Annotated in this window: 21 protein-coding genes; 14 read left to right on the top strand and 7 right to left on the bottom strand. The window is 45.1% G+C overall.

Going from position 1 to position 19,811, the window contains the following annotated elements; all coding sequences use genetic code 11:
• The first annotated feature begins 1 nt into the window (after nucleotide 1).
• The 8 genes from mutL (at nucleotide 2) to ACRRSX_RS19410 (ending at nucleotide 8,148) form a co-directional block, all read left to right on the top strand.
• Nucleotides 2–1,849, top strand: coding sequence for a DNA mismatch repair endonuclease MutL (gene mutL / locus ACRRSX_RS19445; RefSeq protein ID WP_432455936.1), 1,848 nt, complete (start codon nucleotides 2–4; stop codon nucleotides 1,847–1,849).
• The gene (miaA, locus tag ACRRSX_RS19440) at nucleotides 1,842–2,768 is read left to right on the top strand and encodes a tRNA (adenosine(37)-N6)-dimethylallyltransferase MiaA (RefSeq protein WP_432455937.1); all 927 of its coding nucleotides are present in this window, start codon (nucleotides 1,842–1,844) and stop codon (nucleotides 2,766–2,768) included. The genes mutL and miaA overlap by 8 nt, the downstream gene beginning before the upstream one ends.
• Before the next feature lie 86 nt (nucleotides 2,769–2,854).
• Nucleotides 2,855–3,103: an RNA chaperone Hfq gene (hfq, locus tag ACRRSX_RS19435; protein ID WP_432455938.1), complete on the top strand. Its 249-nt coding sequence runs from the start codon at nucleotides 2,855–2,857 to the stop codon at nucleotides 3,101–3,103.
• Between the two features lie 50 nt (nucleotides 3,104–3,153).
• Nucleotides 3,154–4,446 carry a ribosome rescue GTPase HflX gene (gene hflX, locus ACRRSX_RS19430; RefSeq protein WP_432455939.1) on the top strand — a complete coding sequence of 431 codons (1,293 nt, stop codon included), beginning with the start codon at nucleotides 3,154–3,156 and terminating at the stop codon, nucleotides 4,444–4,446.
• 28 nt (nucleotides 4,447–4,474) lie between these two features.
• A complete protein-coding gene (gene hflK / locus ACRRSX_RS19425) occupies nucleotides 4,475–5,662 on the top strand; it encodes an FtsH protease activity modulator HflK (RefSeq protein ID WP_432455940.1) in 1,188 nt (395 codons plus the stop codon).
• Nucleotides 5,663–5,665: 3 nt separating this feature from the next.
• Nucleotides 5,666–6,538 (top strand): protease modulator HflC, encoded by an 873-nt coding sequence (gene hflC / locus ACRRSX_RS19420; protein ID WP_432455941.1) that lies wholly within the window; start codon nucleotides 5,666–5,668, stop codon nucleotides 6,536–6,538.
• Between the two features lie 38 nt (nucleotides 6,539–6,576).
• The gene (locus ACRRSX_RS19415) at nucleotides 6,577–6,765 is read left to right on the top strand and encodes a DUF2065 domain-containing protein (RefSeq protein ID WP_432455942.1); all 189 of its coding nucleotides are present in this window, start codon (nucleotides 6,577–6,579) and stop codon (nucleotides 6,763–6,765) included.
• An 87-nt stretch (nucleotides 6,766–6,852) separates the two neighbouring features.
• Nucleotides 6,853–8,148, top strand: coding sequence for an adenylosuccinate synthase (locus ACRRSX_RS19410; RefSeq protein WP_432455943.1), 1,296 nt, complete (start codon nucleotides 6,853–6,855; stop codon nucleotides 8,146–8,148).
• A gap of 67 nt (nucleotides 8,149–8,215) precedes the next feature.
• On the opposite strand, the gene ispB is transcribed toward ACRRSX_RS19410, so the two are convergent.
• Nucleotides 8,216–9,187 (bottom strand): octaprenyl diphosphate synthase, encoded by a 972-nt coding sequence (gene ispB / locus ACRRSX_RS19405; RefSeq protein ID WP_432455944.1) that lies wholly within the window; start codon nucleotides 9,185–9,187, stop codon nucleotides 8,216–8,218.
• A gap of 243 nt (nucleotides 9,188–9,430) precedes the next feature.
• Between ispB and rplU the strand changes: the two genes are divergently transcribed.
• From rplU to folA, 6 genes are all read left to right on the top strand, one after another.
• Entirely contained in the window at nucleotides 9,431–9,742 is a 312-nt protein-coding gene (gene rplU / locus ACRRSX_RS19400) for a 50S ribosomal protein L21 (RefSeq protein WP_248715663.1), read from the top strand.
• A gap of 18 nt (nucleotides 9,743–9,760) precedes the next feature.
• The gene (gene rpmA / locus ACRRSX_RS19395; RefSeq protein WP_248712985.1) at nucleotides 9,761–10,018 is read left to right on the top strand and encodes a 50S ribosomal protein L27; all 258 of its coding nucleotides are present in this window, start codon (nucleotides 9,761–9,763) and stop codon (nucleotides 10,016–10,018) included.
• Nucleotides 10,019–10,140: 122 nt separating this feature from the next.
• A complete protein-coding gene (cgtA, locus tag ACRRSX_RS19390) occupies nucleotides 10,141–11,307 on the top strand; it encodes an Obg family GTPase CgtA (RefSeq protein ID WP_432455945.1) in 1,167 nt (388 codons plus the stop codon).
• 37 nt (nucleotides 11,308–11,344) lie between these two features.
• A complete protein-coding gene (locus ACRRSX_RS19385) occupies nucleotides 11,345–12,169 on the top strand; it encodes a threonine/serine ThrE exporter family protein (protein WP_432455946.1) in 825 nt (274 codons plus the stop codon).
• Nucleotide 12,170: 1 nt separating this feature from the next.
• Nucleotides 12,171–12,638, top strand: coding sequence for a threonine/serine exporter family protein (locus ACRRSX_RS19380; RefSeq protein ID WP_432455947.1), 468 nt, complete (start codon nucleotides 12,171–12,173; stop codon nucleotides 12,636–12,638).
• Between the two features lie 31 nt (nucleotides 12,639–12,669).
• Complete coding sequence (gene folA / locus ACRRSX_RS19375) at nucleotides 12,670–13,158, top strand: type 3 dihydrofolate reductase (protein ID WP_432455948.1); 489 nt, start codon at nucleotides 12,670–12,672, stop codon at nucleotides 13,156–13,158.
• Here the strand turns inward: folA and ACRRSX_RS19370 are convergent.
• From ACRRSX_RS19370 to lptD, 6 genes are all read right to left on the bottom strand, one after another.
• The gene (locus tag ACRRSX_RS19370) at nucleotides 13,155–13,985 is read right to left on the bottom strand and encodes a symmetrical bis(5'-nucleosyl)-tetraphosphatase (protein ID WP_432455949.1); all 831 of its coding nucleotides are present in this window, start codon (nucleotides 13,983–13,985) and stop codon (nucleotides 13,155–13,157) included. The genes folA and ACRRSX_RS19370 overlap by 4 nt on opposite strands.
• Before the next feature lie 15 nt (nucleotides 13,986–14,000).
• On the bottom strand, nucleotides 14,001–14,384 hold the full coding sequence (apaG, locus tag ACRRSX_RS19365) for a Co2+/Mg2+ efflux protein ApaG (RefSeq protein ID WP_432455950.1): 384 nt from the start codon (nucleotides 14,382–14,384) through the stop codon (nucleotides 14,001–14,003).
• The gene (rsmA, locus tag ACRRSX_RS19360) at nucleotides 14,377–15,207 is read right to left on the bottom strand and encodes a 16S rRNA (adenine(1518)-N(6)/adenine(1519)-N(6))-dimethyltransferase RsmA (RefSeq protein WP_432455951.1); all 831 of its coding nucleotides are present in this window, start codon (nucleotides 15,205–15,207) and stop codon (nucleotides 14,377–14,379) included. The genes apaG and rsmA overlap by 8 nt, the downstream gene beginning before the upstream one ends.
• Complete coding sequence (gene pdxA, locus ACRRSX_RS19355; RefSeq protein WP_432455952.1) at nucleotides 15,200–16,198, bottom strand: 4-hydroxythreonine-4-phosphate dehydrogenase PdxA; 999 nt, start codon at nucleotides 16,196–16,198, stop codon at nucleotides 15,200–15,202. Before pdxA ends, rsmA begins: the two co-directional genes overlap by 8 nt.
• Entirely contained in the window at nucleotides 16,195–17,472 is a 1,278-nt protein-coding gene (surA, locus tag ACRRSX_RS19350; RefSeq protein ID WP_432455953.1) for a peptidylprolyl isomerase SurA, read from the bottom strand. Before surA ends, pdxA begins: the two co-directional genes overlap by 4 nt.
• A gap of 61 nt (nucleotides 17,473–17,533) precedes the next feature.
• Nucleotides 17,534–19,807 (bottom strand): LPS assembly protein LptD, encoded by a 2,274-nt coding sequence (lptD, locus tag ACRRSX_RS19345; protein WP_432455954.1) that lies wholly within the window; start codon nucleotides 19,805–19,807, stop codon nucleotides 17,534–17,536.
• Nucleotides 19,808–19,811 lie beyond the last annotated feature (4 nt).

Raw genomic sequence — 19,811 nt, 5'->3', positions numbered from 1 at the left:
GATGCCGATTCAAATATTACCAGCACAATTAGCCAACCAAATTGCGGCTGGAGAAGTGGTGGAACGCCCTGCTTCAGTCGTGAAAGAGTTGATCGAGAACTGCCTAGATGCAGGGGCTACTCGTATCGAGATCGAAATCGATAAAGGGGGGGCGAAACGGATTTTGATCCGTGATAATGGCTCAGGCATTGAGCAACAACAGTTATGTTTAGCGCTAAGCCGTCATGCGACTAGTAAAATTGATAGTTTGGATGATTTAAGTTGCATTGCCACCTTAGGCTTTCGTGGCGAGGCTCTGGCTAGTATTAGCTCGGTATCACGTTTAAGTTTGAGCTCTCGAACTGCTGAACAAGCTCAGGCTTGGCAGGCTCAGGCGGCAGGCCGTGATATGGAGGTTAGTTTGCAACCTTGCGCTCATCCGGTGGGCTGTTCGGTTGAAGTTTTAGATTTGTTTTTTAACACTCCTGCGCGTCGGAAGTTTTTGCGTACCGAGAAAACTGAATTTTCGCACATAGATGAGTTACTAAAACGCTTAGCTTTGAGCCGTTTTGATGTTGCTTTAAGCCTGAAGCACAACGGTAAATTGACCCGACAATATCGTATCGCTGATAATTTAGATAAACAATTAAAACGCGTGGCGTCGGTGATAGGCCCTGCTTTTAGTCATCACTGTTTGCATATTGACAATCAACATGATCAGCTACGCTTACATGGCTGGCTGGGTTTACCTGAGGCTGCGAGAGCCCAAAATGATCAGCAGTATTTTTATGTAAATGGTCGAATGATGCGCGATAAGTTATTGCAACACGCCATTCGCCAGGCTTTCGCAAGTTATCTGGATGAACAGCAATATGCTTGCTATGTGTTGTATCTTGAATTGCCGCTTGACCAGGTTGATGTGAATGTGCACCCGGCTAAACATGAGGTGCGTTTTCATCAGGCTCGCTTAGTTCATGATTATATTGTACAGGTATTGGGTTCAGCTTTAAGCCATGTTCCGAACCCCCCAATTTCGTCCGTATCACCGCAAGATATTAACATTGCGAGCGCGACTGAGCACCGATCATTAGGAACCCCTGTTGCTAGCGAAAATAAGCGCTGTGCAGATCCTGTGCAAGTGCGTGAATCCAATTCGAGTCGGGTCGCTGAGGATCGCCATCACTACCAGTCTCATTTACAACGAGCCGATAAACCGAGTGTGAGTCAAGTCGCTGCAAATCAGAATTGGCTCAGTCGTAGCGCTGAGTTAAGTGCCGAATACAGCGCTGTTGCGACAAACACAAAGCCACAGAATGAGTTAAGCCTTCATCCATTACATATGATTGAAGAGGGCTATTTATTAGCGCGGCAAGCCAGCCAGTTAGGCTTAATTGATTTATGGGCGAGTTTACAGCACCTCAGTTTTAATCAGGCTTTGAGCCAATGGCAACAAGGTTTAGATAGCGTACCTTTATTGCTCCCCTTAAAGTTAACGATGAGCGATGATTTATGTGCTCTTGCGGTGCAGCAGCAGAGCGTATTGGGTCGTTTAGGCTTTACCTTAAATCAGCAAAATCGTACTCAGCTTATCGTCACGCAAGTTCCCAAGTTATTTAGAAAAGCTGATTTTGCTCAGTTGCTTCCGCGTTTGTTGGCAGCGATGCAGCAATTACCGCAAGACGAGTGGCAACAGCCAGAAGCCTTACTGAGTGGCTTGATTAAGCTACAGCTTAAACCCCAGCAATTTACTTGGGCACAAGCCTTGGACTGTTGCCAGCAGTTATGCGGTGAGTACCCTCAAGGGTTACCGAAGCGATTTTGGCAATCTGTTGATTTAAGCAAAACTATCGCAGGATTTATTCATGATTAAGCGTTTACCGATTGTGACTCTTATGGGGCCAACGGCTTCCGGTAAAACCGCCTTAGCCATTGAGCTTCATCAACAGTTTGGAATGGAGCTTATCAGTGTTGATTCGGCACTTATCTATCGCGGCATGGATATTGGTACGGCGAAGCCTACGGCGGCCGAGCAAGCCTTGGCACCTCATGCTTTGATTGATATTTGTGATCCTACCGAAGTCTATTCTGCAGCAGACTTTCGCCAAGATGCTCTGACTCAGATCGCAGCGATTCATCAACGCGGTAATATTCCGCTATTGGTGGGGGGCTCGATGTTGTATTTCAAAGCATTGGTTGAAGGTATTGCGCCCTTACCTGAAGCAGATCTGCAGCTTAGAGAACAAATTAAACAAGAGGCTGCGGTGAGCTCGTGGCAAGCCTTGCATGCACAGTTGCAAAGTTATGATCCGCTGAGTGCGGCAAGAATTAGTGTGAATGACCATCAGCGCTTGATGCGAGCGGTTGAGGTTTATCGCTTAACGGGTCAGTCGCTCACCGAAATTAATCGTATGCCTTTACCACCTTTGCCATTTCAGGTGCATCAGTTTGCCATTGCACCGACCGAAAAAAGTCAATTGCACGAACTCATTGAGCGGCGTTTTCACTTAATGTTGGAACTTGGCTTCGAAGCTGAGGTCGAAGGGCTGATGCAACGAAGCGATTTAGATTTGAGTCTGCCGTCGATGCGTAGTGTGGGTTATCGCCAGATGTGGCAATACCTTAGCGGAGAAATAGATTATGATGAAATGGTGTTTCGCGGTATTGTGGCAACACGCCAGCTAGCTAAGAAACAAATGAACTGGCTAAAAAGCTGGCCTTCTCTAACTTGGCTACGAAGTGCAGCATCGGAAAATAGCCAAATAATGGCGAATTCACTCGGTGACACTTGAAAATGTCTCTATAAGGCTCCAAGTTAGTGGTATATAATCGAATTTGATCTGTGCCAATTAATTTATAAGAAAAAAGGAACAATAACATGGCGAAGGGGCAATCATTACAAGACCCATTTTTGAATGCGTTACGACGTGAGCGTATTCCCGTTTCAATTTATTTAGTAAACGGTATTAAGTTACAAGGCCAAGTTGAATCATTTGATCAGTTTGTTATCTTGTTGAAAAACACTGTCAGCCAAATGGTATATAAACATGCTATCTCCACCGTGGTTCCTGCACGCGCAGTGCCACACCATAGTCCTGTACCTAGTGAAGCAAAGAACGAAGAATAGCAATTTGCTGAGGCTTATTAGCCTTGGTAAGTGCCAAGGAGTAAATTAGCTTGTTTGACCGTTATGAAGCTGGTGAGCAGGCCATCTTAGTTCATGTTAATTTTAATGACGAAGATGAGCGTGAGGACCTAGAAGAACTGAAGATGCTAGTCAGTTCGGCTGGGGTCAATGCGGTTGCTACTATCACCGGTAGTCGGGTTTCTCCCCATCCCAAATATTTTGTGGGGACGGGGAAAGCCGAAGAAATCGCAGAAATTGTAAAAAGTGCTCAAGCCGACGTGATTATTTTTAATCACGCCTTGTCGCCCGCACAAGAACGTAATTTAGAGCATCTTTGCGAGGCTCGGGTACTTGATCGTACCACCCTCATTTTAGATATTTTTGCTCAGCGAGCACGTACCCATGAAGGTAAGTTGCAGGTTGAGTTGGCCCAATTGCGTCATATGTCGACACGTCTGATTCGCGGATGGACTCACTTAGAACGTCAAAAAGGTGGGATTGGTTTGCGTGGTCCAGGTGAAACGCAACTTGAAACTGATCGACGCTTGCTACGGGCGCGTATTAAACAAATTACTCAGCGTTTAGATAAAGTGGGTAAGCAGCGTGAGCAAGGTCGGCGAGCTCGCCAACGGGCGGAACTACCAACCGTATCTTTGGCGGGTTATACCAATGCTGGTAAATCGACCTTGTTTAATCGAATTACCGAATCTAAGGTATATGCAGCAGATCAGTTGTTTGCGACGCTTGACCCAACATTGCGTAAAATTGAGATAGAAGATGTTGGGAAGGTAATTTTAGCGGATACAGTTGGCTTCATTCGTCATCTTCCTCACGATTTAGTTGCGGCTTTTAAAGCGACATTAACTGAAACGCGAGAAGCCCAATTATTGTTGCACGTGATCGATTGCAGTGATGAACGAGTGGCTGAGAATATTGAACAAGTGGAGCTGGTATTAGACGAAATTGGTGCTGGTGAGATCCCATTCTTACAGGTATACAATAAAGTTGATCAACTTGCTGATGTGAGTCCGCGTATTGAACGCGACGAAAAAGGCTTACCTCAGAAAGTGTGGGTATCGGCGTTAACGGGAGAGGGTTTGCCTTTATTGTATAAGGCGATCAGTGAACGTTTAGTTGGTGACATGGTTAACCACACTTTACGTTTGCCACCCAGTGAAGGCCGCTTGCGTAGTCGCTTATATCAGTTAGACTGCGTAGCAGGTGAGCGTTTAGACGATACTGGAAATATCGTTGTTGATATCCGATTAGATGCCATTTCATGGCAGCGCTTGGATAAACAATTTGACCATAGTTTAGATAGTTTTATTACTCAATGTGAGTAGGCATTTACTTTAACTTCTGGAGACACAGATGGCCTGGAATGAGCCTGGCAACAAAGGTAGCGGTGATCGCGACCCTTGGGGTAATAACAATAAGAAAGGTAATCAGGGTCCCCCTGATTTAGATGAAGTGATCACTAAACTTACACGTAAGTTTGGCGGTATTTTTGGCGGTGGAAATAAAAAACCATCAATTGGAAGTGGTGGTGTGAGCGGTTTTGGGATCGCTGTAGTTCTGGTGATACTTGGTATTATTTGGGTTGCCAGCGGCTTTTATACCATTGCTGAAGCCGAGCGTGGTGTAAAGCTTACTTTCGGTAAGTATGACAATGAAGCCGGCCCAGTACAGCCAGGTTTGAATTGGAAAGCAACTTTTGTTCAAGAAGTGCTGCCAGTGGATGTGGAAACGATTCGTTCATTGCCTGCTTCTGGATTTATGTTGACTGAAGATGAGAATGTTGTACGGGTCGAAATGGACGTGCAATATCGAGTCGTAGAGCCAAAGAACTATCTGTTTAGCGTGACTTCGCCAGATGATAGCTTAGCGCAAGCCACCGATAGCGCGCTGCGATATGTCATTGGGCATACGACCATGGATGATATTTTGACGACTGGTCGTGAAGTGGTGAGAAGTGAGACTTGGGCTTTACTTGATAAAATCATCGAACCTTATAAGTTGGGTATACAAGTGGTTGATGTTAACTTTTTGCCAGCTCGTCCGCCGGAGGAAGTAAAAGATGCTTTCGATGATGCGATTTCAGCCCAAGAAGATGAGCAGCGCTTTATCCGTGAGGCGGAAGCTTATCAACGGGAAATTGAACCCCGTGCACGTGGCCGAGTTCAACGTATTGAACAAGAAGCGCAAGGTTACCAAGAGCAGATCGTGTTAAGAGCGCAAGGTGAGGTTGCTCGTTTTGAACAGTTGCTCCCAGAGTATGAAGCTGCGCCAGATGTGACGCGTCATCGCCTCTACCTTGAAACGATGGAGCAAGTTTACGCGAAGTCTAACAAGGTATTAATTGATGGTTCAAATAATAACAACATGTTGTATTTGCCGATCGATAAACTAATGGAGCAGAATCAAAAGCCGGCGACCAGTACTGGCACTAGTGGTAATACGAGTAAATCATCAACGATGAACTCAGAATCTGGTAGCTCTATTCCATCTCGCCCTACTTCAATTCGAAGCAGCGACCGTAGTAATTCGGGGAGAAATTAAGCCATGAAACAGTTTACTATTTTTGGCGTGATTTTGGCCTTGTTGGTAGCGTACTCATCTATTTTTGTTGTGAAAGAAGGTGAACGAGGCATTGTTATTCAGTTCGGGAAAGTTAAACGTACTGACGATGGTGCAACCAAAGTGTATGAGCCTGGCTTGCAGTTCAAAGTTCCGTTTATTGATTCGGTGAGAGTATTGGATTCACGGATCCAAACTTTGGATGGTAATGCTGACCGTTTTGTCACCTCGGAGAAAAAAGATTTAATCATTGATTCCTATGTTAAATGGCGAATTGAAGATTTTTCTAAATTTTATCTCTCTACTGGCGGTTCGGTGATACAAGCTGAGTCTTTGCTAAAGCGTAAAATTAATAATGGTTTACGTAGTGAAATTGGTGCTCGGACGATTCGCGATATTGTGTCTGGCGAACGTGGTCAAGTAATGGAAGATGCTTTGAAACAAATGGCGCGTTCTTCAGAGATTGGTATTGAAGTGACGGACGTACGTATTAAGCAAATCAATTTACCTGACGAAGTGAGTAACAGTATTTACCAACGGATGCGAGCAGAGCGTTTAGCTGTGGCAAAAGAACATCGTTCTCAAGGTCAAGAGCAGTCTGAGATTATTCGGGCTAACGTGGATCGCAGAGTGAACGTGTTACTGGCTGATGCAGATAAGCGGGGTCGAGAAATGCGTGGTGAAGGTGATGCAAAAGCCGCCAAGATTTATGCTCATGCTTATCAGAAAAACCCAGAGTTTTATAAATTCTGGCGGAGCATGGCTGCCTACCGTAATAGCTTCGATAATGGAGGAGACTTGATGGTATTAGATCCAAATAGTGAATTCTTCCAGTACATGAAAGAACCTAATCAGTAGACTATGAATGGGGGCCCAGTTTATTGCTGGGCTTTCTTATGCAAGATTCCACTTTATTAGCACTCGCTCTGGTTTGTTTAATTGAAGGGCTTGGTCCATTACTGTTTCCTAAACGATGGAAAAATCTATTAAAAATGATTTCTGAATCGCCAGCGAGCAGTATCCGAAAAATTGGATTGTATTTAGTTGGGACCGCAATCGTACTGATATATGTGATCAATCTTTGACCTAATAAGCTAATATCGGTATATTTTGCACCCCTTGAGTGTCCGATTTCTGCTAGAATCGCTTTTTAACTGAGACGACAAAAGACAATGGGAAAGAATGTAGTTATCCTTGGCTCCCAGTGGGGAGACGAAGGAAAAGGTAAGATCGTTGATCTACTTACTGACAAAGCAAATTACGTGGTTCGCTATCAAGGCGGTCACAATGCGGGTCATACCTTGGTTATTGACGGCGAAAAAACCGTCCTCCACCTGATACCTTCTGGTGTGCTGCGCGACAACGTTACCTGTGTAATTGGCAACGGCGTGGTATTGGCTCCAGATGCTCTGTTTAAAGAAATGGCGATGCTTGAAGAGCGTGGCGTTCCGGTAAAAGAACGACTCGTGATTAGTGAGGCATGTCCATTAATCCTGCCTTACCATGTTGCATTAGATATCGCACGAGAAAAAGCTCGCGGTAAAAACGCTATCGGAACCACCGGCCGAGGTATTGGTCCCGCTTACGAAGATAAAGTGGCGCGTCGTGGTTTGCGAGTTGGTGATTTGTTCAACATGGAGCAATTTGCTAGCAAGCTTAAAGAAGTGATGGAATACCATAACTTCCAATTAAATCATTACTATGACGCCCCTAGCGTGAGTTATGAAGAAGTGCTTGAGCAAATGACTCAGATGGCCCCAGTGCTGATTGCTATGGTTGCCGATGTTGCAGATCTCTTAGATCAGGCGCGTCGTCGTGGTGATTCGGTAATGTTCGAAGGTGCTCAAGGGACTTTACTCGATGTGGATCATGGCACCTACCCATATGTGACATCTTCTAATACCACAGCGGGTGGTGTAGCCACGGGCAGCGGTTTTGGTCCTCGTCATTTAGATTATGTATTAGGTATCACTAAAGCTTACACCACTCGAGTTGGGGCAGGGCCATTCCCTACCGAGCTTGATGATGATGTGGGTGAGCACCTTGGTGTGAAAGGACATGAGTTTGGTGCTACCACTGGCCGTAAACGTCGCTGCGGTTGGTTAGATGCCGTCGCGATGCGTCGTGCAGTGCAAATTAATAGCCTCTCAGGTTTATGTCTGACTAAGCTTGATGTGCTTGACGGCTTAGCTGAATTGAAAATTTGTACTGGTTATCAGATGCCAAACGGTGATGTGCTCAAAGTACCACCAATGGCAGCCGAAGGTTATGAGGTGGCTGTTCCTGTTTATGAAACGATGCCTGGTTGGTCGGAAAATACTTTCGGTTTAACTGCGCGTGAACAACTTCCTGAAGCGGCTTTAGCTTATATAGCTCGGATTGAAGAATTACTGGAAGTTCCGGTTGATATTATCTCTACTGGTCCTGATCGTTTGGAAACGATGATTCTACGTCACCCGTTTGCTTAGTTGAGGCAAATCGTGAATAAAAAAGCTGCCATTGGCAGCTTTTTTTGTTTGTGGGTCGCCCTTTTTATTATGCGACGCGATCAGCTGCAATGTTGGCGAGGCTAATTAAGGCTTGCTTATATTCGCCGTCATTTATATGCACTAAGGCGTCGATAGCTTTCTGAGCTTCTTCAGCTGCACGAGAGTGACAATATTCTAAGGCTTTGGTCTTATCTAGGATCCGCAAAATCGGTTCCAGTTGATCGCGTGAACCTCCATGTTTAATCGCATTCGCGATTAACTCTCTATCCGCTGGATTGGCGTGTTCCATTGCATAAATGAGTGGCAGTGTTGGCTTACCTTCTGCTAAGTCGTCACCAACATTTTTGCCCATCTCTGCTTTGTCAGCGGTGTAGTCCAAGACATCATCCATAATTTGGAAAGCGGTACCAAGATATTTTCCGTAGTCTTGCATCGCTAGTTCTATGGTTGAATCTTGGTTACCGATAACCGCGGCAAGCCGAGTTGCAGCTTCAAATAGCTTGGCTGTTTTACAATAGATCACTTCAAAATAACGCGCCTCATCAGTGTCGGGATCATTGCAATTGATTAGCTGTAAGACTTCTCCTTCGGCAATCACATTGGTTGCGTCGGCAAGAATGTCCATCACTTGTAAGTTTTGCAATTGAGTCATTAGTTGGAATGAGCGCGAGTAAAGGAAGTCGCCAACTAAAACGCTGGCGGCATTACCAAATCGAGCATTTGCAGTATCTTTACCGCGCCGCAATTCTGATTCGTCCACAACATCATCGTGAAGCAGTGTAGAAGTATGTATAAACTCGATGATAGCCGCCAACTTTATATGTTGCTGTTGCTGGTCTCCGAGTGCTCTAGCCGCTAATACGGTGAGTAAAGGACGGATCCGTTTGCCGCCACTATTTACGATATAGAATGAAATTTGGTTAATCAGCGCTACATCTGATTCTAGCTCTTTAAAAATAAGTGCGTTTACCGCAGCCATGTCTTGTTCAGACAGCTTTTTTATCGCATCCAATTGCATAATGTCTTATTAGATTGTCATGCCGATGATTCAGCAATTTATGATGATAATATAATGTTGCAATAGTATCGCAATTCCTGCCTATTCACAGCTTTAGCTGGGTAAAATTCTTGGCCTTGCGTGATTTTTAAACTTTTTTGATTTTCCGCTTGCGAGAACAGATCTTTTTCCGTAGAATCCGCCGTCATTGTTAAGAATTATATACACCTTGAAATACTAGGTGTACAGCGGAGTTTGAAAAAAATGTACGCGGTTATCCAAAGTGGTGGTAAACAACACCGTGTGGCCGAAGGTCAAACACTTCGCCTTGAGAAACTAGACGTTGAGACTGGTGAAACAGTTGAATTTGATAACGTATTACTAGTTGCTAATGGCGATGATGTTCAAGTTGGCGCACCTTATGTAGATGGTACCAAAGTTACAGCTGAAGTTGTATCTCATGGTCGTGGCGATAAAGTTAAAATCGTTAAGTTCCGTCGTCGTAAGCATTCACGTAAGCAACAGGGCCACCGTCAGTGGTTCACTGAAGTTCGCATTACAGGCATTAACGGTTAATTTTAGAGGAATATACTCATGGCACATAAAAAGGCTGGTGGTAGTACTCGTAACGGTCGTGATTCAGAAAGTAAACGCCTAGGTGTTAAACGTTTCGGTGGCGAGTCTGTTTTAGCGGGTAGTATTATTGTTCGTCAACGTGGTACTAAATTCCACGCGGGCTCAAATGTTGGTATTGGTAAAGACCATACACTTTTCGCAACTGCTGAAGGCAAAGTGAAATTTGAGGTTAAAGGCGCTAAAAGCCGCAAGTTTGTTAGCATCGTAGCTGAATAAACAACCAACTCAATATTTTTAAAGCCCCGCTATAAGCGGGGCTTTTTTTTTCTAAGGCTTAAGTATTGCTGTCGCGAATTAAATGCGGTGCATTATAGTTAGCGATAATACTGGAGTAGATTATGAAATTTGTAGATGAAGCAGTAATCAAGGTTGACGCCGGAGACGGTGGCAATGGCGTCATTAGTTTTCGCCGTGAAAAATATGTGCCACGAGGTGGCCCAGACGGTGGTGATGGTGGTGACGGTGGCAGTGTTTATCTGGTCGCTGACGAAAATTTGAATACTTTGATCGATTATCGCTTTGAGCGTTTTCATAAAGCGGAACGCGGTGAGAATGGTCAAGGCTCTAATTGTACCGGTAAACGCGGTGAAGATTTAGAATTGCCAGTGCCGGTTGGTTCTCGTGCTCGCGATCAAGATACTGGCGAATTATTAGGTGATTTAACGCAACACAAGCAACGCTTAATGGTGGCAAAAGGTGGTTTTCATGGTTTGGGAAACACCCGCTTCAAGAGCAGTACCAATCGAGCGCCTCGTCGCAAATCCAACGGTACGCCTGGTGAAGTTCGCAACCTCAAATTAGAGTTATTGCTGTTGGCGGATGTGGGGATGTTAGGCTTACCAAATGCTGGTAAATCGACTTTTATTCGTAGTGTCTCTGCGGCAAGACCTAAAGTTGCTGATTATCCATTTACCACACTGATCCCGAACCTTGGAGTGGTACGCCAATCGGAAAATCGCGGATTTGTGATTGCCGATATTCCCGGGCTGATCGAAGGTGCTGCCGAAGGTGCTGGTTTAGGGGTTCGCTTCCTGAAGCACTTGGAACGTTGTCGGGTATTGTTGCATATGGTTGATGTATTGCCGGCCGATGGTAGTGATCCTGCTGAGAATGCCATAACCATTATTAATGAGCTCTCGCAATACAGTGAAAAGTTATTCGAAAAACCACGCTGGTTGATCTTCAACAAAGTAGATTTAGTGTTGGAAGACGAAGCCGAAGAAATTCGTCAGTCGGTGATTAAAGCACTTGATTGGCAGGGTGAGGTGTTTTCTTTGTCTGCGCTTGAAGGCAAAGGCACTAAAGAGCTTTGTAAAGCTATCGGTCAATTCATCGAAACATTGCCGATGATTGAAGAAGAGATGGCCGAGCGCGAAGAAGTGAAGTTCCAATGGGATGATTATCACCAAGAACAAATTGACCAGGCTAATCAAGAAGACTGGGATGATGATGATTGGGATGATGATGACGACGATCATGGTGTAGAGGTTATTTACCAGCCATAGTAAACTCATTTTGTAATTGGTTTACTGGGATTGTTAGATGTTACGCTCTTTTATTATAAAACCTCCGGCGCCTGTTCAGGCTCCGGAACGGGTTATTACTCACGAGCAACAGACAAGGATCTGTCGTGTTGCGGTGCAGGCTGGCCGGATCATGCAACAGCATGGTGCCGAAAGTAAGTTGATCGAAGAAACCATCGTTCGTTTAGGTAAGGCGCTGGGCTTAGACAGCGTTGAGTTGGCCATTACCGCTAATGCCCTGATTTTAACTGGTTTGGCTCAAAGCCGCTGCATCACGACCACGCGTCGAGTTTACGATCGGGGCATTAACATGCATATGGTGTGTGAGGTGCAACGCATTACCATCATGGCAGAGAAACAACTGCTGGATGTAGATGATGTGGTGAAACGTTTAGAACGCTTGGTTCCGTTTAAACATAATCGCTGGTTAGTTGTATTGATGATTGGCCTTTCTTGCGCTTGTTTTGCTCATTTATTTGGTGGCGATTGGTCTGTATTTGGTATGACATTTATTGCTTCTGCGGCGGCGATGACTTTTCGTCAAGAGATGGCGCACCGCCATCATAATCCAATTCTTAACTTTGGTATGACTGCATTTGTTGCTACCACAATTGCGGGCTTAGCGGTGCGTTATGATATTGGTAATCAACCGCAAACTGTGATGGCTGCATCAGTGTTGTTGTTGGTTCCTGGGTTTCCTTTGATTAATGCGGTCTCAGATATGGTGAAAGGTCACATTAGCATGGGCATATCCCGTTGGTTTTTTGCGTCCTTGTTAACGCTTGGGGTTGCAATGGGGATCGCCTTATCGATGTGGGCAACTGGCGTGAGTGGGTGGTTATAAGATGCTCGATTTAATACTCTTACTGCTTGAAGATGCGGCCTTCGCTTCGGTGCCTGCAGTTGGTTTTGCCATGGTCTTTAATGTGCCCACACGAATGCTTGGCTTTTGCGCGATTGGTGGTGCTTTTGCGCATAGCTTACGTACTTTGTGTATTCATTGGGGGGTGCCTTTAGAATGGGCGACATTAGTTGCATCAACCAGTGTTGGCTTACTCGGCGTTTACTGGTCACGACGCTATATCATTCCTCGACCAGTGTTTACCGTGGCTTCAATTATTCCGATGATCCCTGGGAGTTATGCGTTTACCACCATGGTTGGCATTATTAGTTTATATAGTAATGGTTATAGTGACCCGTTATTAGCAACCATTCTTGAAAATGGTTTACGAACCATGTTTATTTTAATGGCTTTGAGTTTTGGTCTCGCGATCCCATCGGTGGTGATTTATCGAGGGCGCCCTATTGTTTAATGATTTTATAAGATTTGGAGAAGGTTAAGTCGTGAAAGTTGCAATGATAGCTGCGATGGCAAAGGGTCGAGTGATAGGCTTAGATAATCAAATGCCATGGCACTTGCCGGCCGATTTAAAGCACTTTAAGACCGTCACAATGGGCAAGCCTGTCGTGATGGGGCGTTTAACTTATGAGTCGATTGGGCGCCCTTTACCAGGACGTTTGAATATAGTGGTGAGTCGTAATCCACACTTAAGCATCGAGGGCGTGACAGTTGTCAATCAACTTGAAGACGCGCTTCAATTGGTGGCCGATCAAGCGGAAGTAATGATTATTGGTGGCGCGAATATTTATCAACAATGCCTAGCATTGGCCGATAAGTTATATCTAACTTTGATTGATAAAGACTTGGAAGGCGATGCTTATTTCCCTGATTACACCCAATATCAATGGCAAGAAATGGCTCGCGAACAGCATCCGGCAGATGATAAAAATCCACACCCCTATGAATTTATAAATTTACATCGTTTGCGTTAATCTTTGCTTATCTCGTTTAAGCAGTCTTGGGTGAAAAAGCGCTGGTCTTCCCAGCGCAGCATCGTTAAATGATTCCCCCAAACACAACCAGTATCTAGCCCGTCAACCAAGGGGTGAGCGCTTTCTCCCATCAACGCCGCCCAGTGACCAAAGATAATGTGGGTGTGCTTAAGATGCTTTCCTGGAAGATTAAACCAAGGGACTAAGTTGGGATTAGTATTTTTATTTGGTGGAATTTTCAGGGCGAAATCGAGACTGCCATCTGGAAAACAGTAACGCATGCGGGTGAAGACATTAATGATGTAGCGCAGTCGATCATAACCGACTAGCTCGTCGCTCCAGTGAGCTGGTTCGTTACTATACATATTTTGTAGTAACTCAAGGTAGTGATCACCAGAAAGTTTCTTTTGTACCTCTTTGCCGAGCTTTAAGGCCTTACCAACTTTCCACTTTGGATAAATGCCTGCATGTACCATGACTAAGTCAAATTCAGGGTGTTTCACTATCAGCGGTTGTTTTCTTAACCAATCGAGTAACTCGTCTTTGTCTGGGGCTTCTAGCAAGTCTTGTAGTTTGTCTCGTCGCTTGGCGCGGTGAATACCGTTTGCCACGGCGAGTAAGTGTAGGTCATGGTTGCCCAGTACTATTTGTGCTGCATCGCCGAGCTGTTTCACAAAACGCAGCGTGGCTAGGGATTGAGGGCCGCGGGCCACTAAGTCGCCTGCTAACCATAGCTGATCACGTTTTTTAGAAAATTTGACTTGTTCAAGTAGCGCCTTGAGTTCATCAAGGCAGCCTTGAATATCACCAACAAAATAGGTAGCCATAACAACTTACCTTGGTTAATGTAATTTATTCGGTAAGGACAGGCGAAAAGCTGGGATCTCAGCTTCAAACTCATTACCTTCTGGATCCACCAAGGTATAGTAGCCCTGCATCACCCCCACCTCGGTTGCGAGTAGTGCACTGCTGGTATAAGTAAATGACTTTTCTGGTTGTAGGTGTGGTTGTTTACCGACCACACCGTCTCCCGTTACTTCATTCTCATCGCCATTGCCATCGGTGATCAGCCAGTAACGACGCATTAACTGAAGTGCTTGGCTACCACAATTACGAATGGTAACGGTGTAATAGAAGGCAAATTTATGTTCCTCAGGAGCAGAGTGCTCAGGCAAGAATCCAGATTCAACTTCAATATCTAATTGGTATTCAGGTGTGTTACTCATTAACGTCGTTAGCCTGCAATAATTGTTCTTTATCTATGTAGTTAGCAATATCACAAAACTGCTGAATAGTTAAATTTTCTGGCCGCAAGCTTGGTTGTAAACCTAAAGCCTCAAGTTGCTCAAGGCTTAACAGGTTGCCGAGTGCATTTCGGATTGTTTTGCGTCGCTGATTAAAGGCCTCTTTACAGACTGTGTCGAGGGTTTTTAATGAGTTCAGAGGGTAAAGTGTGCTGGCATAAGGCTCTAGGCGAACGACCGCCGAGTCGACTTTAGGAGGCGGCATGAAGGCTTCTGGAGGTACTTCCAAGGCTGGCATTACTTTACATTGTATTTGGGTCATGACACTGAGTCGACCATAGGCCTTCGAGTGAGGTCCTGCGGCCATCCGTTTTACCACTTCTTTTTGTAGCATAAAGTGCATGTCGGAAATGGCGCTAGTGAAGCTTAGCAAATGAAAAATTAATGGTGTAGAAATGTTATAGGGCAAGTTACCGAAGATACGCATCTTTTGCTCGGGTCGACTCAACTGCATGAAGTCGAATTTAAGCGCATCAATTTCATGGATGGTCAATTTCTCTGCTAGGGTTGGATGCTCGCGCAGGCGTTGAGCCAAATCGCGATCCAACTCTACCACTTGTAGCTGACCAGCAGCATTCGCTACAGGGGCGGTTAAGGCGCCTAGGCCAGGACCAATTTCGACCAAGTTTTCGCCGGGCTGAGGATAGATAGTGGCGACAATTTGGCTGATGACCGAGTCGTTATTCAGAAAGTTTTGGCCGAAGCGTTTACGGGCGCGGTGCCCTTGATGGACTTGTTTATTCATGTTCTCGCTCTACCATATCGATGGCTTGTTTGATTGCGGTTAGCATACTTCCATGATCGGCTTGCCCAGTGCCCGCCAGCTCAAGTGCTGTTCCATGATCGACTGAGGTTCGAATAAAGGGGAGTCCTAAGGTAATGTTGACCGATTTGCCAAACCCTTTATATTTTATTACTGGTAGGCCTTGGTCATGGTACATTGCCAAGACCGCGTCAGCCTCGTCCAAATACTTGGATTGGAACAAGGTATCGGCAGGGAGTGGCCCGATTAAATTCATGCCATGTTCGCTGCGCATTTCATCTAATAAAGGAATAATGATATCTAATTCTTCACGACCTAAATGACCATCTTCTCCGGCATGCGGATTAAGCCCACAAACAAAAATTTTCGGCTGCTTAATCGCAAATTTAGTTTGTAAATCGTGATGTAAAATAGTGATGATATTGTACAGCCGCTCGTGAGTTATCGCTTTTGCGACATAAGCCAGCGGGAGGTGAGTGGTCGCCAGAGCAACCCGCAAACCTTCGGTGGCCAACAGCATGACCACATCGGCAGTACTTGATTGTTGAGCAAAAAACTCAGTATGGCCGCTAAATGAAACGCCTGCTTTGTTAATGATTCCTTTGTTCACCGGGCCAGTAACAACCGCTGCAAATTGGCTATTCATATTGCCTTCACAAGCAAATTTAAGGGTATTTAATACATAGTGTCCATTGGCTTCGTTGAGTTCGCCGGCAATTGCAGGCACACTCATCGCGATGGGTGCCACGGTTAAAGTTCCAGCCGCCTGTGCTTGGGGGGCTTGCTCTGGTTGGTAGGACAATAAACTTACTTCGATGCCCAATTGTTTCGCCCGCTCTTTGAGCAAACGAGGATCGGCGATAACGACTAGCTCCATCGGCCAGCTACGCTGACTAATTGCGAGCACTAAATCAGGGCCAATGCCCGCAGGCTCACCAGGGGTAATCGCAATTCTTGCTATTGCGTCGCTCATGAATCACCATCCAAAATTTCAACGTAGGCTTCTTCACGAAGCTCATCTTGCCAAGCTTGCGTTTCTTCGTTGAATTTACGGTTGAAAATCATTTGATAAGCTCGGTTTTCGCTGGCTTTATTGGTGGTATCGGTGGTGCGTTTGTCGAGCACTTCTAATAAATGCCAACCAAAGGTTGAGCGAAAAGGTTGGCTAATCTCACCCACGGCTAAGTGGTTGACTGTATCGCGGAAGGCCGGCACAAACACATTTGGGTCCGACCAACCGAGTTCACCGCCACGGACTGCAGAGCCAGGGTCTTCTGAATACTGTTTGGCTAATTCGGCAAAACTAGCTTCTCCGCTTACTAGTTGTTGGCGTAATTTAGCCAGTAAACTTTGGGCTTTTTTATCACTTAGAATAATCGATGGCTTAATCAAAATGTGTCGTGCATTTACCTCTAAGGTTTCTACTTTTTGTAGACCTTCGGTATCTAATACCATCACAATGTGTAGTCCAGATTCGGTACGGATCGGGCCGAGCACGGTATCTTTAGGTTGTTTATTAACCACGCCTGCAAACAGAGTTGGCATCTCTTCTAGAGTCATCCATCCCCAATCACCGCCTTCTAAAGCTTTTGGACCTTGAGAATAAGTCATTGCTAGTTGGTTAAAATTTTCTCCAGCTTTTAATTGCTTGACTATGGTTTCCGCCAGCTGTTGGGTTTTGACTTCATCACTTCCAAGTCGCAATTGGATGTGTCCAACATGGTAGCGGATACTGCCTTTATCTTTCTCGGCAATTAGTTTCATTAAGGCATCTATTTCTTGTTGAGAGACGCTGATACGTCGTTGTACCTGGCTTCTGCCTACTTCACCAAGAATAATTTCTTTGCGTATATCTTCGCGAAATTGCTGGTAGCTGACACCGTCACTGCTGAGTTGTTGTAGAAACTCGTCGCGGGTCTTTTTCTCGCCTTGGATAATATTATCAATCGTGTTTTCTAATTGACTATCACTGATCTTGATACCAAGTCTGTCTGCGAGTTGCAGCTGTAAGCTTTCAGTAATTAAGCGGTCCATCACTTGTTGATGCAATTCTGCTTGTGGAGGCAGAGTTTGTCCGCTGGTTTTTGCATTGCGTAATACTTTGGCGCTTAGCTCATCCACTTGGGTTTGAGTAATCACGTCATTATTAACGATAGCAACAACCTTATCGAGCAGTTGTTCTTTCGCCTGAACTAAGCCAGCCACGAGCATCAACATGCAGGTGCTAAGCAAAATTAATTTTTTCATTCGGTTCCTATATTACTACGAGCAAAACGCCGTTTACTCTATCATATTTGGGCTAAAGGTTTTAATTGTTGAGGTAAAAGGGGCGCCCGTATTTAAAGTTGCCACCATCTAACATTTTTTCTTGACTGCTAGTATCATTGCCACCTAATCCTTTTATTTCAAAGTCTAAGCGGAAGGAGCTGTCAAATACGCCAACGCGATCAATTCCTGATGTATTGTCGACATAATTACTTTGTAAGCTGCGTTGGTAAGTAAGACGGATCCCCCAGCAGCAGGAATTAAACTGTAGTCCTAGATAACTCTCGACACTTCGATCGAGCTTCATGTCTCGATAATAGCTGGCAACAGCAGAAACATTGTCTCGCAGTGGCCACGCAATTTTACTACCCAGTTGGTTTATGTCACTGAGCATTGTCTCGTCGGCTTGAGAGTAGCGGTAGTTTAATTGAACTAATTTTTGCACTTCTGGGCGCCATTCGATAGCGGCATTGGCCTTATTAAGCTTACCCTCGAGCGTATTAATCTGTAAGCCGGTGTGACCATACCAGTCTTGTTGAATATTCGCGTCAATTTCAAATGCTAAGGCCGAACTGGAATTGGTGGATGACTTGCTATCCGGTAATAGCGTTGTGCGGCTTGGATCAAGATAGATGATTTGTCCAAGACTAAAGCGTAAGGTCTCCTTATTTTCAGCGGATAAGAACCGAGAATGAACCCCTAAGGTTAACTGGTTGGCATCGGCGATTCGGTCTAGCCCGCTATAGCGCTGATCTCGGAACAGGCCATAATAGTCTTGTTGTAGGTTGGCGGTGTCATATAGACCAATGTCGCTTTGATCTCGATAGGGGATATATAAGTACTTTACCACCGGCTCAAGAGTTTGAGTATAGTTCGCACCGTACCAACTGGTTTTGCGGTCAAAATTGAGGCCTGCTTTGACGCTTAATTTAGGTAGGGTTCGACGAATGTCTTCACCTAGGTAGTTGTTGTCCGGATTACTACCTTTATCTTGTTGATAATAGGTATGCATTAAGGCGAGGTCGGCTTGGAAAAAACCTTCGGGTACCACGTAAGGCAGGCGCAAATGAGGCTCTAGATGGAGTCGCTTGGCGGTGTACATGCTAGCATCACTATGCGAAAAATTACTTAGTTCACTATCAAAACCAAATTGTAATGTTTGCCAGTCGAGATCCCAATCGCCACTAAAACTCAGTTGAGGGAGCAAGGTGTGCGGCTGCTCGGTATCCCCTAAGACTTGAAAATCTTGTACCCGTAGTTTGCCGTACCAGTTTTGGGTGTGGTAGCCCACATCCCCAGTTTGTAGCAGTTGATTCTCATTATTCTTACCTAAAATATCGCCTAAGTCGTTAAAGTAGTTGTCATCACTAATCTGGGTATAGTCAGTGTTGAAACGCCAGTTGCGTCGCCATTGACCTTGATGATCCCAGTGCAACAAATAACGCGAGTCGTCAAACTCTCGGTCGTTGGCGATATACTCAGCGTTGACGATACCGGTTTGCTGGCCAAGTAAGTAACGAAACTCGGATTGTAACTGCAGGCCTCTGCGCGACATGATTCGCGGAGTTATGGTGGCATCAAAATTAGGTGCAATGTTCCAATAATAGGGCGTGGAAATATCCATACCATTGGTGGTGGAGGTTGATATGCTTGGAAATAAAAAGCCGCTATGACGCTGGCCACCAATTGGGTAGGAGAAGTAAGGTAAGTAAAGAACGGGGACGTTCATTAATCTTACCGTTGCGTTTTTGGTTGTCGCCCATTGATTTTCGGTGTCGATATCTATTTTTTCGGCGTGGATCTCCCAGCTCACATCTCCAGGAGGACAGGCGGTGTAGCTGGCGTTTTCCAAGGATAAGTTTTGCTCATCGTTGATGATTAAATTATGCGCTTCACCATGACCTTGCTGCTCGAACAACTGATATTCAGCTGAATTTAGTTTCGCCTGATGATTTTTTAAATTTGCATCGAAGCTATCACTTTTGACGCTGACCAAGTTATCTTGAAACTCAATTTTACCATCGGCCTTCAGTGTTTGAGCTTGCTCATCGAGTACTGTGTTATCAGCTTTGAGTACTCTGGGGCCTTGAGAAAATTCAACGTTACCGGTAAAACTTGCCTTATCACCTTGCTTTGCATGTAGTGAGTCGGCCGCTATCACGTATGGTGCAGTGGGGTCGACGGGACCTGACTGAGTACGTTCCGGTATGTAAGCTCGGCACTGAGCCAGCGCTAACGGGGTTTCTGCCTTGGCGTTAGGGCTTAGCAAGAAGATTGCCAATCCTAGTCGTGGCAGATTCCGTTTAATTAACAACATATGA

Origin of the sequence: Agarivorans sp. QJM3NY_30 (assembly GCF_050870855.2) — a bacterium.
In the GTDB taxonomy this organism is placed as follows: domain Bacteria; phylum Pseudomonadota; class Gammaproteobacteria; order Enterobacterales; family Celerinatantimonadaceae; genus Agarivorans.
The sequence above is the reverse complement of the archived record's forward strand: the minus strand, read 5'-3'. Positions and strand labels throughout refer to the sequence as shown.

Bases quoted from the DNA above. Each gene is read 5' to 3' on its own strand.
- mutL (WP_432455936.1), top strand. From the start codon at position 2: ATGCCGATTCAAATATTACCAGCACAATTAGCCAACCAAATTGCGGCT.
- miaA (WP_432455937.1), top strand. From the start codon at position 1,842: ATGATTAAGCGTTTACCGATTGTGACTCTTATGGGGCCAACGGCTTCC.
- hfq (WP_432455938.1), top strand. From the start codon at position 2,855: ATGGCGAAGGGGCAATCATTACAAGACCCATTTTTGAATGCGTTACGA.
- hflK (WP_432455940.1), top strand. From the start codon at position 4,475: ATGGCCTGGAATGAGCCTGGCAACAAAGGTAGCGGTGATCGCGACCCT.
- hflC (WP_432455941.1), top strand. From the start codon at position 5,666: ATGAAACAGTTTACTATTTTTGGCGTGATTTTGGCCTTGTTGGTAGCG.
- ACRRSX_RS19415 (WP_432455942.1), top strand. From the start codon at position 6,577: ATGCAAGATTCCACTTTATTAGCACTCGCTCTGGTTTGTTTAATTGAA.
- ACRRSX_RS19410 (WP_432455943.1), top strand. From the start codon at position 6,853: ATGGGAAAGAATGTAGTTATCCTTGGCTCCCAGTGGGGAGACGAAGGA.
- ispB (WP_432455944.1), bottom strand. From the start codon at position 9,187: ATGCAATTGGATGCGATAAAAAAGCTGTCTGAACAAGACATGGCTGCG.
- rplU (WP_248715663.1), top strand. From the start codon at position 9,431: ATGTACGCGGTTATCCAAAGTGGTGGTAAACAACACCGTGTGGCCGAA.
- rpmA (WP_248712985.1), top strand. From the start codon at position 9,761: ATGGCACATAAAAAGGCTGGTGGTAGTACTCGTAACGGTCGTGATTCA.
- cgtA (WP_432455945.1), top strand. From the start codon at position 10,141: ATGAAATTTGTAGATGAAGCAGTAATCAAGGTTGACGCCGGAGACGGT.
- ACRRSX_RS19385 (WP_432455946.1), top strand. From the start codon at position 11,345: ATGTTACGCTCTTTTATTATAAAACCTCCGGCGCCTGTTCAGGCTCCG.
- ACRRSX_RS19380 (WP_432455947.1), top strand. From the start codon at position 12,171: ATGCTCGATTTAATACTCTTACTGCTTGAAGATGCGGCCTTCGCTTCG.
- ACRRSX_RS19370 (WP_432455949.1), bottom strand. From the start codon at position 13,985: ATGGCTACCTATTTTGTTGGTGATATTCAAGGCTGCCTTGATGAACTC.
- apaG (WP_432455950.1), bottom strand. From the start codon at position 14,384: ATGAGTAACACACCTGAATACCAATTAGATATTGAAGTTGAATCTGGA.
- rsmA (WP_432455951.1), bottom strand. From the start codon at position 15,207: ATGAATAAACAAGTCCATCAAGGGCACCGCGCCCGTAAACGCTTCGGC.
- pdxA (WP_432455952.1), bottom strand. From the start codon at position 16,198: ATGAGCGACGCAATAGCAAGAATTGCGATTACCCCTGGTGAGCCTGCG.
- surA (WP_432455953.1), bottom strand. From the start codon at position 17,472: ATGAAAAAATTAATTTTGCTTAGCACCTGCATGTTGATGCTCGTGGCT.
- lptD (WP_432455954.1), bottom strand. From the start codon at position 19,807: ATGTTGTTAATTAAACGGAATCTGCCACGACTAGGATTGGCAATCTTC.